The organism is Streptomyces ficellus (assembly GCF_009739905.1).
Classification (GTDB): domain Bacteria; phylum Actinomycetota; class Actinomycetes; order Streptomycetales; family Streptomycetaceae; genus Streptomyces; species Streptomyces ficellus_A.
The window spans coordinates 5,687,075-5,703,331 of record NZ_CP034279.1; the positions used below are offsets into that span (position 1 = coordinate 5,687,075).

Sequence of the window (16,257 nt, forward strand, 5' to 3'; positions counted from 1 at the left end):
ACTACGGCCGGAAGCGCAGGACCTGCGGGTCGTGATCGCTGTTCTGCTCGGCGAACTCGGCGTTGATGTGCACGCTGTCGTACGCGAAGCGGCGGATCGACGGGCTGGTCAGGATCTGGTCCAGCACCTGGCTGTTGCCCTGGTAGACGTACGAGTAGCGCTCGCTGCGGGGCAGCGAGGTGATCGCCGCGCGGAGGGCGCCGTCGGCCGTCAGGGCCTTCGTCGTCCCCGAGAACTCGAAGTCGTTGATGTCGCCGAGCACGACGACGTCGGCGCCGCGCTGGACCTCCAGGACGTCCTTGACGAAGGCGTTGACCGCCTGCGCCTGCTGGAGCCGCTTGGCCTCGGAGGAACGGTTCGGCGGCTGGTGGTGCGAGACCAGCGACTCGTCGCCGCCCTTCGAGCCGAAGTGGTTGGCGATGACGAACACCGTCTCGCCCCGGAAGGTGAACTCGCCCGCCAGCGGCTTGCGGCTGTTCTCCCAGGCCGTGTTCGCCGGGTCGATCCGGCCGGGGGAGTGGGTCAGGGCCGCCCGGCCCTTCTCGCGGACCACACCGGTCGCCGTCGCGGCGTCGCCGCCCGCGCGGTCCGTGAAGGACACCCGCGCCGGGTTGAACAGGAACGCCTGGCGGATGTTGCCGCCCGGCTCACCGCCGTCCTTGTTGTTCTCCGGGTCGATGCTGCGCCACTGGTACGCCGGGCCGCCGGCCGCGACGATCGCGTCCGTGAACTTCTTCAGCGTCTGGTCGGCGGCGACGGTACCGTCGTTCTTGGCGCCGTTGTTGTCCTGGATCTCCTCCAGGGCGAGGACGTCCGGCGAGGCCAGGTTCTCGACGACCGCCTTCGCCAGCGCGTCGAACTTCTCCTGGGGGTCCGAGGGGTCGAGGTTCTCGACGTTGTACGTCGCCACCGCCAGCTCGCCGCGGTGCTGCTTCCTGGTCCGCTCCCGCTCCAGGCCGCGGTCGGCGACCGTGCCGAGGGTGCGGGCGGTGAGCGTGTAGCCGCCGAACTGGTTGAAGTCCAGCGGGCCCTCGGTCGTCCCGGTCAGCCAGTCGCCGACGTTCGCCTTCGGGAAGGGCTGCTCGGAGACCGGGGCGAGCGACTGGATCTGGAGGCGCCCGGTGTTCTGCGCGGTGTACGAGCCGTAGACCGTGCCGCCGCGCCGGTTGTCGTTCTCGTGCGGCTTCACCGTCACCCACAGCTCGTGGTACGGGTCGGTCGCGCCGACGACCCGGGAGGAGCCGACGCGGACGTTGGTGCCCTCCAGGGACTCGTAGTAGTCCAGGGCGTACCGGCCGGGCCGCAGGGTCAGCCCGTTGACGGACCCGCCGGCCGCCGGGTCGCCCGCCGGGGCGTACGCGGACGGCACGGAACGGGCCGAGACGGTGACCGGCGCCGGGACCGGGTTGCCCGAGGAGATGACGGTGACCGTGGGCTTGGTGATCTGCGTCAGCGACTGGTTCCCGGACGACGCACCCCCCGGGACGTACTCGGTGACCGTGCCGGAGACGGTGACCGCGTCACCGACGGCGACCGTCGGGACGGAGCCCGTGTAGACGAAGACGCCCTCGCTGGTGGCCGGGTTCGCGTCGGCCTGCGTGTCCTGGAACCAGAAGCCGCGCGAGCCGTACGCCCGTACGCCGGTGACGACGCCGGTCACACCGCTGACCTGCTGCCCGACCAGCGGGGATATCCGGGTGGTGCCCTGGATGTCGTGGATGCGTGTCGCGTCGGCGGTGTCCGCGGCGGTCGCCGACCCGGTGGCGACCAGGCCGGCGGCGAGAGCGGCGGCGACCACGGCCGAAACGGCGGCGGTGCGCGGTGCGGTGCGCGGCGCGGATCTCGGAAGGGAGGAAGGCATCACGATGCTCCGAAGGTGGTGGAGGGTACTGAGCGGTAGCTCTACGCGCGTCAATCTCTTGGCTTGAACCTGTACTTGTCAAGGGTTCGGCGGGAGGCCCGTCGGTGTACGGGACTTGACCGGTACATGAACTGCCAGGCAGGGCCCCGAATACGTCTACGCTGGGGGCCGCCCGACCCCGCGCACGTCCCGAGGAGAAACCGCTGATGTCGTCGGAACGCCCCACCCTGCCGCCGGTGCGGCTGCCCTCGGACGCGGAGCTGGCGCGCGACGCGCTCGCCGCCCCGCTGCTCGCCAGGGCCGTGCGGCTCGCCCGCTGGGCGGGACCCGGGACCCGGGTCGGCGCGGGCGGCGAACTCGTCGACGAACAACTGCCCGCCGCCGCCGAAGCGCTCGGGCTCGCCCCCGACGACGACGGCGCCGCCTACGCCAGCGAGGCCTGGCGCGTCGCCGTCGACACCGGACTCGTCGCCGTCGAGGACCCCCAGGACGACGAGAACGGCGCCGAAGAGGGCACCGTCGAGGCCGGCGACCAGCTCGCGCTCGTCACCGGCGGCACCCCCCAGGACGTCCTCGCCCTGTGGCTCGACGCCCTGGAGACCGCGTACGCCGACGCGACCGCCCCCCTCATCGACGACCTCGCCGACCACCTCGGCGACGACGGAGAACTCGACCTCGACTCCCTCGACTGGGACCCGCAGGCCGAAGCCGACTTCCTCGACGGCGTCCTCGGCAACCTCTACCTCCTCACCGTCACCGAAGGCGGCTCCGGCGACGCCCCCGTACCCCTGCCGGCGCTCGCCGCGTCGATGATCGTCCCCGACGACATGGGCGAACCGACCGACGACGTCCTGGAACAGGTCTCCGACGCCATGATGCGGCTGGACGACCAGTTCCAGGTCCTCGAACCCATCGGCCTCGTCGAATACCAGCCCGTCGACGAGGCCCTCATGGCCGAAGAGGGCGAAGAGCCCACGCCCCTGGGCGACGACGAGGACGTCTCCCGGTACGGACTCGTCAAACTCACCCCCCTCGGGCTGTACGGCGTCCGCGCCCGCATGCTGGAGGCCGGCGTGGACGCGCCCGCCGTCGGCGACCTCGCCGACAAGGGCGCCGACACCCTGCTCGACGGAGTGGCCCACTACCCGGCCGGCCCCGCGCGCGCCGAGACCCACGCCTGGCTCGACCGCCGCGAGGCGCTCCCCGCGGCGCGCGAACTGCTCGCCGCGGCGAAGGGTTCCGACGCCGGCTCACCCCTGCGCCGGCTCCACTGCCAGCAGGCGCTGTCGCTCGTCGGCGCCGACGCCGAACCCGCCGTACGGGACGTCCTCGACGACCCCGAACTCGGCGGCCTCGCCCGCGTCTGGCTCGCCGAACGCGGCGCCGCGGACGTCCCGGCTCCGCCGGAGACGATGATCTTCTGGCTCGCCATCGACACGATCGCCGCGCAGCTGCACGCGGTGGCCGGGGGCGACTCCGAGGAACTCCAGGAACTCGTCGAGGGCCTGACCAGCCAGCACACCGGCTTCTTCGAAGCGGCCTGGCGGGTCGACCACCCGGCGACCCCCGAGGTCCTCGAGGCGATGGGCCGCCTGCACCGCGACAAGGGCGCGGCGAAGGAAGCACGCAAGGCGGCGTTCAAGGCCCGCTCGCGTTCCGACGCCTGACGGGGGCCGGCCCCCGTCACCCCGGCGCGCCCGTGGCGGGCGACCACCCCGCCCGTCTCGTTGTGGGCTCGCCCCGCTGGGCCACCCTCGCCCCCCGTTGTGGGCAGTCGTCCCGCTGGGGCGGGACGGGTGGGCACAACGGACCGGGGCGGTGCCTCGTCCCGGTTCGCCCAGGGGCGGTGCCTGTTCCCGGTTCGCCCGGTGGGCGGTGCGGATACGCACGGTGGGTGGGGGGCGTGGCCCCTCCGGGCTCGCCTCCTCGGGGCCGGCGGCCTCGGGTTACGAGGATGGGAGCCCCGGTAGCGCCGCCGGTCCCCTGCGGGGGCGACCCTGCACGGCCCCGCCCCGGTGCGTCGCCGGGTGCGGGGCGGTGGGTCAGGTGCGGAGGTGGGACGCGCCGTTGAGGTCGAGGATCGTGCCGGAGGACCACTCCGCTGCGGGGGACGCGAGCCAGAGGACCGCCGCGGCGATCTCCTCCGGGTCGGCGACCCGGCCGAACGGGCTCTGGGCGCGGATCGCCTCGCCCTCCGCGCCGGTCAGGCGGTCCGCGACGCGTTCCGTGGTGAAGAACCCCGGCGCGACCGAGGCGACGGCGATGCCGTACGGGGCGAGGGAGACCGCCAGCGACTGGCCGAGGGCGTGGACGGCCGCCTTGGTGGCGCCGTAGGCGGGGTGGTCCGGTTCGCCGCGGAAGGCGCCGCGGGAGCCGATGTTGACGATCCGTCCGCCGGTGCCCTGGTCGATCATGCGGCGCGCGGCCAGGTGGCTCAGGTGCGCGGTGGCGAGCAGGTTGACCGAGACGTGCTGCTGCCACGCCGCCACCCACGCGTCGTACGGCGTCTCGGGCAGCGGGTGGCGGGTGTTCACCGCCGCGTTGTTGACCAGGACGTCCAGGCCGCCCAGCGCGGCGGCGGCGGTGTCGGCGACGCGGGCGGCCTCCCCGGGGTCGGCGAGGTCGCCGGACACCAGGGTGTGGCCCGTTCCGGAGAGGGAGTCGAGCGTGGTGCGGGCGTCGTCGGCGCGGGTGCCGTAGTGCACCGCGACCCGGTCGCCGTTCGCGGCGAAGGCCCGGGCCACGGCGCGCCCGAGGCCCCGGGAGGCGCCGCTGACGAGGACGCGACGGCCGGTGGGGGGAAGGTTCACGGGGAACGCCTTTCGGTGGGGGGCCAGCTGTCGGGGTCCAGTACGCCCAGCACGTACGCGCGGGCGACCAGAGCCGTACGGCCCGGGACGCCCCAGCGGCGGGAGAGGCGGGTGAGGTGGTAGTTGACGCCGTCCACGGTGAGGTCGACCGCGCGGGCGATGCGCTCGGTCGTCGCGCCGGAGGCGGCGAGGGCGAGGATGCGCCTCTCCGTCCCGGACACCTCGGCCGCGGGGCGCCGTGCGCGGTCGCCCAGGACCTTCAGCACCACCAGGAGGCACAGCGGGGCGTCCGCCGAGTCGCTGACCGTGTCCGCGGTCAGCTCCCCGTACCGCTCCCGCCCGTCCGGGCCCGTCCAGTCGACCCGCATCGGATAGCGGGACCGGTGACCCCGCCGGACGGCCTCCTCGATGCGGTGGACCTGGTCCGCCGAGCGGGGGTGGAACAGCTCCAGGACGTTGCGCCCCGGCAGCCGGCCGGGCGTCGTGCCCCACTCCGCCGCCATGGCCGGGTTGGCCAGCAGCACTTCGCCGTCCGTCTGGCACACCGCGACCGGCACCGGCATCCGGTCGAAGATCAGGAGCGCCCGGTTGCGCCAGAGGACGTCGTGCATGGCACTACAGAATCATGTAGAAGACCCGTCGGGGCGGGCGGGTGCCGGGGGTGAGGGTGTGGGGCATGAGGAACGACACCCCCGTACCCGTCGTCGAGATCGCGTCGACCACGTCCACCCCCCTTCAGCAGGTCATGGACCTCCTCCGGGAGCACGGCCCCGTGATCCGGCGCCGGCTGCACGGACGGGACGTTCTCTTCGTCGCCGACCCGGACCTGGTCGCCGAACTGTGCGACGAGGAACGCTTCGCCAAGCACGTCGGCCCGGCGCTGGAGAACGTCCGCGCGTTCGCCGAGGACGGGCTGTTCACCGCGTACAACGACGAGCCCAACTGGGCCAGGGCGCACGACGTGCTGATGCCGGCCTTCGCGCTCGGGTCGATGCGTACGTACCACCCGGTCATGCTGCGGGTGGCGCGGCGCCTGATCCGGTCCTGGGACGCGGCCGAGACGCCCGTCGACGTGCCGGAGGACATGACGCGGATGACCCTCGACACCATCGGACTGGCCGGGTTCGGCTACGACTTCGCGTCCTTCGCGCGCGACGAGCCGCACCCCTTCGTCCAGGCGATGGTCCGCTGCCTGGAGTGGTCCATGCACCGCCTGGGGCGGCGGGCGGGGGACGACCACGACGCCGAGGACGCGGCCTTCGGTGAGGACGCGGCCTATCTGGCCTCCGTCGTGGACGACGTCATCACCGCGCGGACGGCGTCCGGGGAGACCGGGCAGGACGACCTGATGGGGCTGATGCTGGGCTCCGACCTGGATCACGCCAACATCCGCAACCAGGTCATCACCTTCCTCATCGCGGGCCACGAGACCACCTCCGGAGCGCTGGCGTTCGCCCTGTACCACCTGGTCAAGCATCCTGGTGAACTGCGCGCCGTGCAGCGGGAGGTGGACGCGCTGTGGGGCGACACGGACGGCCCGGAGCCGACGTTCGAGGAGGTCGGCCTGTTGCGCCGGACGCGTCAGGTGCTGAACGAGGCACTGCGGCTGTGGCCGACGGCCGCCGCGTTCAGCCGCCACGCGCGCGTGGACACCGTGCTCGGTGGCCGGATCCCGATGCGCGCCGGCGACGCGGCCACCGTCGTCGTACCGATGCTCCACCGCGACGCGGCCGTCTGGGGCGACAACCCCGAGCTGTTCGACCCCTCCCGGTTCGACCCCGAGGCGGAGGCGGCCCGCCCGGTCCACGCCTACAAGCCCTTCGGCACCGGCGAACGTGCCTGCATCGGGCGGCAGTTCGCCCTGCACGAGGCGACGATGCTGCTCGCCATGCTCGTGCACCGGTACCGGTTCGCCGACCACGACCGCTACGGGCTGCGGGTGAAGGAGACGCTCACCCTCAAGCCCGACGGCTTCACGCTGGAGATCTCGCCGCGTACGGAGCGGTTCGCGCGCCGTGCGGAGCCGGAGGCGGTGGAGGAGAGTGCTGCGGGCGGGCCTTCGCGGGTCCTGGACGGCACCGGGGTGCTGGTGCTGCACGGGAGCAACTACGGCACGTGCCGGGGCTTCGCCGCGGACCTGGCGGCCGCCACCGAGGGCATCGGCTGCGCGGCGGAGGTCGCCCCGCTGGACGCGTACGCGGGCGGCCTGCCCGCCGGGCGGCCGGTCGTGGTCGTCGCCGCCTCCTACAACGGCCGCCCCACGGACGACGCCGCCGGGTTCACCGAGTGGCTGGAGAAGGCCGGGGCGGGCGCCGTGGACGGGGTCCCGTACGCGGTGCTGGGCGTCGGCGACCGCAACTGGGCCGCCACCTACCAGCGCGTGCCCGGCCGCGTCGACACCCGGCTCGCCGAGCTGGGCGGTGACCGCCTCGTGGCGCGCGGGGAGGCGGACGCGTCCGGCGACCTGGGCGGTGCGGTGCGCGCGTTCACCGGCACCCTGCTGCGGGAACTGCTGGACCGGTACGGCGACCCTGCCTTGGCGGGGGAGGCCGGCGGGCCCGCGTACACCGTCACCGAGCTGACGGGCGGCCCCTTGGACGCCCTGGCGCGACGGCACGACCTGGTTCCCATGACGGTGACCGCGAGCCGCAGCCTGACGGAGCCGGCGTACGCGCGCGTGAAGCGGTTCGTCCGCGTCGCGCTGCCCGAGGGCGTCACCTACCGCACCGCCGACCACCTGTCGGTCCTGCCCGCGAACCCGTCCGCCCTCGTCGAGCGCACGGCCCGGCTCCTGGGCGCCGATCCGGACACCGTACTGAGCATCGTCCCGGCCGCCGGCCCCGGGCTCGCCGCCCTGGCGGTCGACCGGCCCGTCACCGTGCGCGAACTCCTCACCCACCACGTGGACCTGGGGCACCGGCCCGGTGCCGAGGCGCTCGCCCGGCTCGCCGCGCTCAACCCCTGCCCGCCCGAGCAGGCCGCCCTGCGCGCGGTCCCGCCGGGCACGGCCACCCTGCCGGACCTGGTCGAGGCCCACCCCGCGCTGCGCGAGGCGCTCACCTGGCCGGTGCTGCTGGAACTGCTGGAGCCGATGCGGCCGCGGACGTACTCGGTGTCGTCGTCACCGGCCGTGGACCCCGGCCACGCCGACCTGATGGTGTCGGCGGCGGCCCCCGGGACCGGCTCCGCGCACCTGGCGTCGGTCCGGCCCGGCGACACCGTCCTCGCCGGGGTGCGCCCGTGCCGGGAGGCGTTCCGCGTCAGCCACGGCGACACGCCGCTGATCCTGGTCGCCGCCGGAACCGGACTCGCCCCCTTCCGGGGCGTGGTCGCCGACCGGCGGGCCCTCGCCGCCGCCGGGACGCCCGCCCCGGCCCCGGCGCTGCTCTACTTCGGGTGCGACGCCCCGGATGCCGACTACCTGCACGGCGACGAGCTCGCGGCGGCGCAGGCCGAGGGCGTCGTGTCCGTACGCCCCGCGTTCAGCGAGGCCCCGGTGGACGGTGCCCGGTTCGTCCAGCACCGGATCGAGGCCGACGCGGCCGAGCTGTGGCCGCTGCTCCGGCGGGGCGCCCGGGTGTACGTGTGCGGGGACGCCTCCCGGATGGCTCCCGGCGTCCGGGACGCGTTTCGCGCGCTGTACGTGCGGCACACGCCGGGCGCGGACGACGAGGCGGCCCGCACCTGGCTGGACCGCCTCGTCACCGACGGGCGCTATGTGGAGGACGTCTACGGCGGGTGACCGGGTCAGAGGGCCTGCGCGGCCGGCTTGACCATGCCGCGCACGGTCCTCGACTTCACGAACTCGCCCATGGCGGTCATCTCCCACTCACCGGAGAACTGCTTGATGAGCTTGGCCATCATGACGCCTGTCTGCGGCTCGGCCGAGGTCAGGTCGAAGCGCACCAGCTCCTCGCCGGTCGCCGCGTCCATCAGCCGGCAGTACGCCTTGGCGACCTCGGTGAACTTCTGGCCGGAGAAGGAGTTGACCGTGAACACCAGGCCGGTGGCGTCGGCGGGCAGCCGGCCGAGGTCGACCATGATCACCTCGTCGTCGCCCGCGCCCTCGCCCGTGAGGTTGTCGCCGGAGTGCTTGACCGCGCCGCCCAGGATGGTCAGCTTGCCGAAGTAGCAGCTGTCCAGATGGTTGCGCTGCGGGCCGTACGCGATGACGGAGGCGTCCAGGTCGATGTCCTTGCCGCGGAACGCGGGCTCCCAGCCGAGGCCCATCTTGACCTGGGAGAGCAGCGGACGACCGCCCTTGACGAGGGAGACGGTCTGGTTCTTCTGGAGGTTGACCCGGCCCTTGTCGAGGTTGATCTTCCCGGCTCCGGGGGCGGGCGCGGGCGGCGCCGGGGGAGCGGCCGGCGCGGCCTGGGCGGGCGGTGTCACCGGCGCGGGCGTCACGGGGGCGGACGGGGGCGTCGGCGCCTGCGCGGGGGCGGGGGCGGGCGCGGCCTGCGCGGGCTCCTCGTCGACCGAGACGCCGAAGTCGGTGGCGATGCCGGCCAGCCCGTTGGCGTACCCCTGTCCGACCGCGCGGGCCTTCCAGGCGCCGTTGCGGAGGTAGACCTCGACGACGACCAGCGCGGTCTCGGTGCCCAGCCGCGGCGGGGTGAAGGTGGCGAGCGCGCTGCCGTCGTCGGCGTTGCGGATGGTGGCGGTGGGCTCGATGCCCTGGAACGTCTGCCCCGCGGCGTCCGGGCTCGCGGTGACGACGATCTTCTCGATGCCCGGCGGCACGGCTGCCGTGTCCACGATGATGGCGTCGGGCGCCGTGCCGCCGCCCGACCGGTAGGTCACGCCGGGGCCGGACGGCTGGTTGTAGAAGATGAAGTCGTCGTCGGAGCGCACCTTGCCGTCGGCGGTGAGCAGCAGGCCCGATACGTCGAGCCGCACGGGCGCGGCGACGTCCACCGCCACGCGCGTGACGGGAAGCGGGATGTTCGAGCCGGGGGTCATAGCTGTCATGCCGGGGTAACGAGCGAGGTCCCTTTGCCGTTCCCTTACCTTCGGCCACTCCGGTTACGGGGGTGGTCGCGGGCGGTCCGCTCGTTGCCGTGCTTGTACGCGCCGGTCCAGCGCGCCATGACCAGCTGGGCGTCGCCGGACCGCGCCTGGTCGAGGAACTTCTCCGCGCGGGCGCCGCGCAGGGTGCCGGCGGGGCGGCCCTGGTGGGTGATCTCGACGGTGCCGTCGGCGAGGCGCTCATAGGTGAAACCGTGGGGTCTGGGCATGGGCGGCATCCTCCCGGCCGGCCGCCCGGTCCGTCATCCGGTTTTTCAGCACGGCCACCGGGGCGGGTGGTCCGTACAGAAGGGGCCGCCGAGGTGCGCGTGGGCGGGGTCGGCGTCGTCCGGTTCACCGAGTTCGGCGATCAGCTTCGCGGCGTACTGCTCGGAGTCGTCCCGCGGTTCGTAGCCGAGTCCCCGGGCCGTCGAGAGGTCCCACCACAGGCGGGTGTTGGCGGAGGAGCCGTACACCACGGTGTGCCGGACGTCCTCGGCGGTGAGGGCCGCGTCGACGAGGCGGGCGCAGTCGCCGGGGCTCAGCCAGACCGAGAGCATCCGCACCGTGGTGGGCTCCATCTCGCAGGCGCCGATCCGCACGGAGACCGTCTCCACGCCGTGCCGGTCCCAGTAGAGCTGGGCCAGGTCCTCGCCGAAGCACTTGGACAGGCCGTAGAACGTGTCGGGGCGGTGGGGCGTGCCGACCGGTATGAGCGGGCCGTCGGCGCGGGGGCGCGGGGTGAAGCCGACGGCGTGGTTGCTGGACGCGAACAGGATCCGCCGCACGCCCTCCGCCCGGGCCGCCTCGTACAGGTGGTACGTGCCCTCGACGTTGGTGCGCAGGATCTCCTGGAAGGGCGCCTCCAGCGAGATGCCCGCAAGGTGGACGATCGCGTCGACGCCCCGTACCGCCTCGCGCAGCGCCTCCTCGTCGGCGAGCGAGGCGGTGATCGCGTCTGGTTCGCTCGCGATGGGGACGGCGTCGAGGAGGCGCAGCTCGTACCCGTACGCGGGCAGCAGCCCCCGCATCAGGGTGCCGACGCCGCCGGCGGCTCCGGTGAGCAGGACGGTCCGGGGAGCGGGCATGGGCGGGTCTCCTCGCTGGGCGGTGGGGGCGGCCGGGGCGGTGGGGGACGCCGTCAAGTGTGGCGGCGGTGGGCCGCTTTCGTCCGTGGGTTGCCGTTTTCCGTCGAACACCGATCCGCGCGTTGCAGTCCCGCGGAACCCGTGTCGATCCGTTCGCCATGCCCCGGCCCGCGGACCAGGGCCGCCGACCGGAGCGGCTGTCTGCCCTACATCCCGTCCCCGCGGCCCTTGGGGCGCGGCCCAGGAGACTGCTGGAAGCCCTGTGCGGCGATCGACATCGACAGTCCGTCGGTGAGCCATCGGTGTGCCACGGTCATGTTCAGGACACGGCCGGCCGTGGCCGTGCCGACCAGGGCCCAGTACTTCACCAATCGGGGGTCGAAGCCCGATGACCGCGACACCAGCCCGTGCAGGTGCGCGCGGAAAGCGGGGGTGTCCGACTCCCGCCGGGCCCGGGCGTGGGCGGACACGAACGCGTCCACGGCGTCGCCGGCGCCCGGCGGCAAGCCTTGGCCCAGAGCGGCGGCCGTCAGCGCGGCGGCTTCGTCGATCTCCGCGTAGAAGGCGGGGCCGTCCCTCATCTCTTCGTCGTGGTCCTGGGTCCAGCGGGTGAAACCGGGCGTGGAGACGAGCAGGTGGAGCTCGGCGTAGGCGAGAGCTGTGGCGGGGACGGGGTCCTGCGGCGGCGCGGGGGCCAGCATGGCGACCATGATGTCGAGGCGAGGCTTGGGCATGGTCGCGGACAGCTCGCGGTACCAGTGATCGGTGAGCGTGCGGTGCGCCTCCGGGAGCCGCTGAACGCGGGAGAGTATCTCCAGGCGCCGGAGCCGTTCCTCGCCCGGGCAGTCGTCCAGTGATCTGAGCGTGGCCTCGCGCCACCGCAGTTCGGTCAGACGTTCCTGCACCGCTTCGAGTTCGGTCGCCACCAGCTCGCCGAGCGTGCACTCCCCCGTGACCACCTGCGTGATCGTCGCGATCGGGGTGTCCAGCGCCCGCAGGCGCCTGATGAGCCGGATCCGCTCCCACGCCTCGGTGCCGTAGCGCCGATGACCACCGGTACTACGAGCGGCCACCGGCAGCAGACCGCTGTCGGAGTAGTAGCGGAGCGTCTTGACGGGAACACCCGTTCCGGCCGCGAGTTCACCGATGCTCCACGTGTCTTGCGTCACAGCCCCTTGAACCTCCAGTGCGCGGGAGGTCCTAGCGTATTGATCGCCGACGGGTCGGTCCGCACCGGTCTCACGCGCCACCGCGTCCCGTCCCCCTACACAAGAACGGTGGTACATATGCCCCCGACCACGACAGCACCGCGTCCCTACGGAAGAGCCAGACTCCGCGTGGTGCTCCTCCCCTTGTTGTGTGCGGTGGCGTTGCTGCCGGCCACCGCCGTACCCGCGGCCGGCGCCGCAAACCCCGCGTCCCCTGACTCAACGAGGCAAGGCCGTACGGTCGTACGGACGGAGCAAGGCCTGGTGCGCGGCGTGTCCCACGACTCGTACACCGCCTTCGACGGCATTCCCTACGCCGCGCCGCCGACCGGACCGCGGCGCTGGCGTGCCCCCGTTCCCGCCGCCGCGTGGCAGGGTGTGCGTGACGCCACGAGGCCGGCTGAACGCTGTGTGCAGATGCCGGCACCGGGTGGGGGCGCGGTCACCGGCTCGGAGGACTGCCTCTACCTCAACGTCACGGTGCCGGCGGCGAAGCCGGCAGCGAAGAAGCGGCCTGTGCTGGTGTGGATGCACGGCGGTGCGTTCCTGGGCGGTTCCGGCAGTGACTACAGCGCTGAACGGCTGGCGGTTCAGGGTGACGCCATCGTCGTCACGGTCAATTACCGGTTGGGGATTTTCGGCTACTTCGGCCACTCCGGGTTGGGCGCCGCCCCGCCGTTCGGCCTGGCGGACCAGCAGGCCGCCCTCCGCTGGGTGCGGGCGAACGCCGCGCGTTTCGGCGGCGATCCGGGCAGTGTCACGCTGTTCGGTGAGTCGGCAGGCGCCCTCAGCATCTGTGCCCACCTCACCTCGCCGCCGGCCGCAGGACTCTTCCAACGGGCCGTCCTCCAGAGCGGTTCCTGCCTCACGTCGTTCCCGCGCGGCGCGCTCGGCCCCGGAACACCGGCCTACGAGCCGTTCGCCTCACAGGCCGATGTCCAGACGGCCGGTGCGGAGGCTGCCCGGCAACTGGGCTGCACCGAGGGTGGCAGGGACGAAGTTCTGGCGTGCCTGCGCGGGCAGGGCACGGATCGTCTCGCCACCGCGCAGCTGATGCAGTCCTTCAACCGCCCTGCCTTCGGCAACGGGCTGCTTCCCGTAGCACCCGCCCGGGCGTTGGCGTCGGGACGCTTCCACCGCATCCCGGTCATCCTGGGCAGCAACCACGATGAGATGCGGATGTTCGTCGGCCTGTCGCTCGCAGCCTTCCCGATCCGTACGGAGGGCGACTACCGAGCCCGCCTGGCGGAAGCCTTCGGGGCTGCGGCACCAGCCGTCGAGGCGCGGTATCCGGCAGCAGACCATCCCTCTCCCGCGCTGGCCTGGGCGGCGGTGCTGACCGATCGATCCTTCACGTGCACCACGCTGGCAGCCGGCCGGACCGTCGCGGCACACGCGCCCGGCCTGCCCGTCTACGGCTACGAGTTCAACGATCCGGACGCTCCCGTCCTCGCCGGGCTGCCGGCGAACCCGGGATTCACCTACGGGGCGGCGCACGGCTTCGAGATGCCGTACCTGTTCACCTCGTTCCCCACCGAACGCCCGCTCAACGACGGCCAGCGCGCCCTGTCGGACCTGATGGTCGGCTACTGGACGGACTTCGCGCGCACCGGTAACCCGAACACCACCGACGCACCGTTCTGGCCCGCCCTTCGCGCTTCGTCGCCTCACGCGGCATCGGTGCAGTCGCTGGCTCCGGGACCGGGCGGGGTCCACCCCGTCGACGCGTATGCCGCACACGGGTGCTCGTTCTGGGACCGCCTGTCCCGGTGAGCCGCCCGCGGCCTCGGGTGGGCACCCTGCGGAAAACGCGATCCTTGGTGACATCCCACGGACGCCTGACGGCGTTCGGCAACCAGTTGATCGATGTACACCGCTGGCTCCGCGAGGAGTTCGCCATGCTGCGCGACGACGTCGACGCCTCCCTCGCGGGCGGCGCGGGGCTGCGCGAGCTGCGGACCCACTGCCTCACCTTCCGTTCGGCGCTGAACCGGCACCACCACGGTGCGGACGCCCCCGCGTTCACCGCGGTCGCCGAGCAGTTCCCGGAACTGCGGACGATCCTGGAGGTGTCCGGGCTGAATGCGCTGGAAGCGCCGGGGTGGGACCGTTCCCCGCCGGCGTTCCTGCACGGGGAGGCCGCGGAGGACTGACCCCGGCACCCTGCCCTAGGGAGTGTCCGGAAAGTATCGGCGTCCGCCCGGAGGGCGGGGCCATGGCGACCGACGACAACGCGGCGACAGTGCGTGCAGGGCGTCACGGGCCAGGCGAGACTTTACGGACACGACCTAGGCCGTCCGGTGCCCCGCCCTCCGCTCGTACCGCAGGGCCACCGCCGTCACCACCGCGCCCAGGCCCTCCCACAGGGCCACGCCGGCGAACCCGGCCGGGGCGCGGCCGGTGGCGACCGCGAGGAGGAACACGGTGCAGGTCAGGAGCCGGAAGGGAACGGTCCAGCGGAAGAAGGCCTTCCAGTCGGCCAGCGCCGCCAGCACGTAGTACACGCCCATGTTCACCGCGGCCATCGACGAGGCGGTCAGGAACATCAGGGTGTGGTCCCCGTCCGCGCGCCGGGCGTCCGGCAGGGGCGTGAAGCCCATGACCGTCAGCAGCGTGCCGGGGGAGACCAGGCCCACGACGCCCAGCGCGGTGGCGAGCAGTCCGAAGACCGCCATGGTCCAGCCGGACGGGGAACGGGGGCGGTGACGGGACAGCGGTCGCACGGTGGGTCCTCCCTACGCACAGGGGTACGAAGGACCTGCATACCGTGCGGCCGCCGGCCGTCCGCGCGCGGGGGCTACTTCAGGGCCGCCGCCATCATCTTCTGCGCCACCGGAGCCGCCAGCCCGTTGCCGCTGACCTCGGCCCGCTGCGCGTGGGAGTCCTCGATCAGCACCGCGACCGCCACCTCCTGGCCGGTCTCGGCGTCCTTGGCGTAGGAGGTGAACCAGGCGTACGGCTTCTCGCTGTTCTCCACGCCGCGCTGCGCGGTGCCCGTCTTGCCGCCCACCTCGGCTCCGTCGACCTTGGCGTTGGAGCCGGTGCCGTCCTCGACGACCGTGACCATCGCGCTGCGCAACTGCTCGGCGGTGGACGACGACACGATCCGCCGGGACTCCCCGTCCCCGTACGTGTCCAGGGTGTCGCCGTCCGCGTCCACGACCTTCGACACCATGTGCGGCGCCGCCAGCATCCCGTCGTTGGCGATGGCGGACGACACCATGGCCATCTGGAGCGGTGTGGCCGTCACGTCGAACTGGCCGATGCCCGACAGCGCCGTCTGCGCGTCGTCCATCCCGGACGGGTAGACGCTCGGGTAGGCGCGCACCGGCACGTCCTGCTCCTCGTCGTTGAAGCCGAACTTCTCCGCCATCGCGCGGACCTTGTCCTGCCCCAGGTCGACGGCCATCTTCCCGAAGACGTTGTTGCAGGAGTACTGGAGCGCGACCCGGATCGAGGCGTCCTCGCAGGGCGCGGACGGGTTCTCGTTCACCAGGTCGGTGACGGTGCCCTTCATCCGGTACGGGTTCGGGCTCTCCGTCCGCTCGTCGACCGACCCGTACAGCCCGTCCTCCAGCGCCGCCGCCGCGACGACCAGCTTGAAGGTGGAGCCCGGCGCGACCGGCTGCCGGATCGCCCGGTTCACCAGCGGCTTGTCCTCGTCCTCGGTGAGCTTCCTCCAGGCGTCGCCGTCCGTCATCCCGGCGATCGCCGACGGGTCGTACGACGGAGTGCTGACCATGCCGAGGACGCGGCCCGTCTTCGGGTCGAGGGCGACGGCCGCGCCCTTGACGTCGCCCAGCGCCTCGAACCCGGCCTTCTGCACCGCCGGGTCGATCGTCGTGAGGACGTCACCCGGCTCGGTCTGCTTGCCGGTGAGCGCGTCGAGCGGGTTCTTCAGCCGGCTGTCCGTCCCGTCCAGGACGTCGGCGTAGACGCCCTCCAGCTGGTTCGACCCGTACGCCTGCGAGCTGTAGCCGGTCACGGCCGCGTACAGCTCGCCGTTCTTGTAGGTGCGCTTGTGGCTGAGGTCCCCGCCCTTCGTCTCCTTCGAGCCGGTGACCGGCGAGCCGGCCACGACGATGTCCCCGAGCGGCTGGGCGTACTGCTCCATGATATTCCGCCGGTTGTGCTTGTCGTCCGCGAGCGCCTTGGCCTCGTACGCCTGCACCCAGGTCGCCCGGAGGAGCAGGGCGAGCACCAGCAGCAGGGAGAAGGCGGCGGCTCTTCTGATCGTCTTGTTCATCCCGCACACAAGGACGAACCGGGAGGAGGGGAGGGTT

The 16,257-nt window shown here is 72.9% G+C and carries 13 protein-coding genes; 4 read left to right on the forward strand and 9 right to left on the reverse strand.

Translation table 11 applies throughout. From position 1 onward, the window contains the following. Window position 1 precedes the first annotated feature (1 nt). Window positions 2-1,861, reverse strand: coding sequence for an endonuclease/exonuclease/phosphatase family protein (locus EIZ62_RS25435; RefSeq protein ID WP_156695004.1), 1,860 nt, complete (start codon window positions 1,859-1,861; stop codon window positions 2-4). Window positions 1,862-2,067: 206 nt separating this feature from the next. On the opposite strand from EIZ62_RS25435, the gene EIZ62_RS25440 reads away from it, so the two are divergent. Beyond that, a complete protein-coding gene (locus EIZ62_RS25440; protein ID WP_156695005.1) occupies window positions 2,068-3,528 on the forward strand; it encodes a hypothetical protein in 1,461 nt (486 codons plus the stop codon). Window positions 3,529-3,903: 375 nt separating this feature from the next. On the opposite strand, the gene EIZ62_RS25445 is transcribed toward EIZ62_RS25440, so the two are convergent. Together EIZ62_RS25445 and EIZ62_RS25450 are read right to left on the reverse strand one after the other, a co-directional pair. Further along, window positions 3,904-4,671 (reverse strand): SDR family NAD(P)-dependent oxidoreductase, encoded by a 768-nt coding sequence (locus tag EIZ62_RS25445; protein WP_156695006.1) that lies wholly within the window; start codon window positions 4,669-4,671, stop codon window positions 3,904-3,906. Further along, window positions 4,668-5,282 carry a PAS domain-containing protein gene (locus EIZ62_RS25450; RefSeq protein ID WP_156695007.1) on the reverse strand — a complete coding sequence of 205 codons (615 nt, stop codon included), beginning with the start codon at window positions 5,280-5,282 and terminating at the stop codon, window positions 4,668-4,670. Before EIZ62_RS25450 ends, EIZ62_RS25445 begins: the two co-directional genes overlap by 4 nt. Window positions 5,283-5,347: 65 nt before the next feature. Here EIZ62_RS25450 and EIZ62_RS25455 point away from each other — a divergent pair, with 65 nt between their 5' ends. Further along, window positions 5,348-8,413, forward strand: a complete 3,066-nt coding sequence (locus EIZ62_RS25455; RefSeq protein WP_156695008.1) for a cytochrome P450 — start codon at window positions 5,348-5,350, stop codon at window positions 8,411-8,413. Window positions 8,414-8,418: 5 nt separating this feature from the next. Here the strand turns inward: EIZ62_RS25455 and EIZ62_RS25460 are convergent, their stop codons facing one another. The 4 genes from EIZ62_RS25460 to EIZ62_RS25475 form a co-directional block, all read right to left on the reverse strand. Beyond that, a complete protein-coding gene (locus EIZ62_RS25460; protein ID WP_156695009.1) occupies window positions 8,419-9,642 on the reverse strand; it encodes a TerD family protein in 1,224 nt (407 codons plus the stop codon). A gap of 35 nt (window positions 9,643-9,677) precedes the next feature. Further along, complete coding sequence (locus EIZ62_RS25465) at window positions 9,678-9,908, reverse strand: hypothetical protein (RefSeq protein WP_156695010.1); 231 nt, start codon at window positions 9,906-9,908, stop codon at window positions 9,678-9,680. Window positions 9,909-9,953: 45 nt separating this feature from the next. Beyond that, the gene (locus EIZ62_RS25470; protein WP_156695011.1) at window positions 9,954-10,766 is read right to left on the reverse strand and encodes an NAD-dependent epimerase/dehydratase family protein; all 813 of its coding nucleotides are present in this window, start codon (window positions 10,764-10,766) and stop codon (window positions 9,954-9,956) included. A gap of 206 nt (window positions 10,767-10,972) precedes the next feature. Next, window positions 10,973-11,935 carry a MerR family transcriptional regulator gene (locus tag EIZ62_RS25475; RefSeq protein ID WP_167536426.1) on the reverse strand — a complete coding sequence of 321 codons (963 nt, stop codon included), beginning with the start codon at window positions 11,933-11,935 and terminating at the stop codon, window positions 10,973-10,975. A gap of 117 nt (window positions 11,936-12,052) precedes the next feature. Here EIZ62_RS25475 and EIZ62_RS25480 point away from each other — a divergent pair, with 117 nt between their 5' ends. Beyond that, a complete protein-coding gene (locus tag EIZ62_RS25480; RefSeq protein ID WP_167536427.1) occupies window positions 12,053-13,747 on the forward strand; it encodes a carboxylesterase/lipase family protein in 1,695 nt (564 codons plus the stop codon). A 47-nt stretch (window positions 13,748-13,794) separates the two neighbouring features. Further along, window positions 13,795-14,127: a hypothetical protein gene (locus EIZ62_RS25485; protein WP_208828037.1), complete on the forward strand. Its 333-nt coding sequence runs from the start codon at window positions 13,795-13,797 to the stop codon at window positions 14,125-14,127. Window positions 14,128-14,262: 135 nt separating this feature from the next. Here the strand turns inward: EIZ62_RS25485 and EIZ62_RS25490 are convergent, their stop codons facing one another. Further along, window positions 14,263-14,649 (reverse strand): hypothetical protein, encoded by a 387-nt coding sequence (locus tag EIZ62_RS25490; protein WP_156696597.1) that lies wholly within the window; start codon window positions 14,647-14,649, stop codon window positions 14,263-14,265. 122 nt (window positions 14,650-14,771) lie between these two features. Then, on the reverse strand, window positions 14,772-16,220 hold the full coding sequence (locus EIZ62_RS25495) for a peptidoglycan D,D-transpeptidase FtsI family protein (protein ID WP_156695014.1): 1,449 nt from the start codon (window positions 16,218-16,220) through the stop codon (window positions 14,772-14,774). Window positions 16,221-16,257 lie beyond the last annotated feature (37 nt).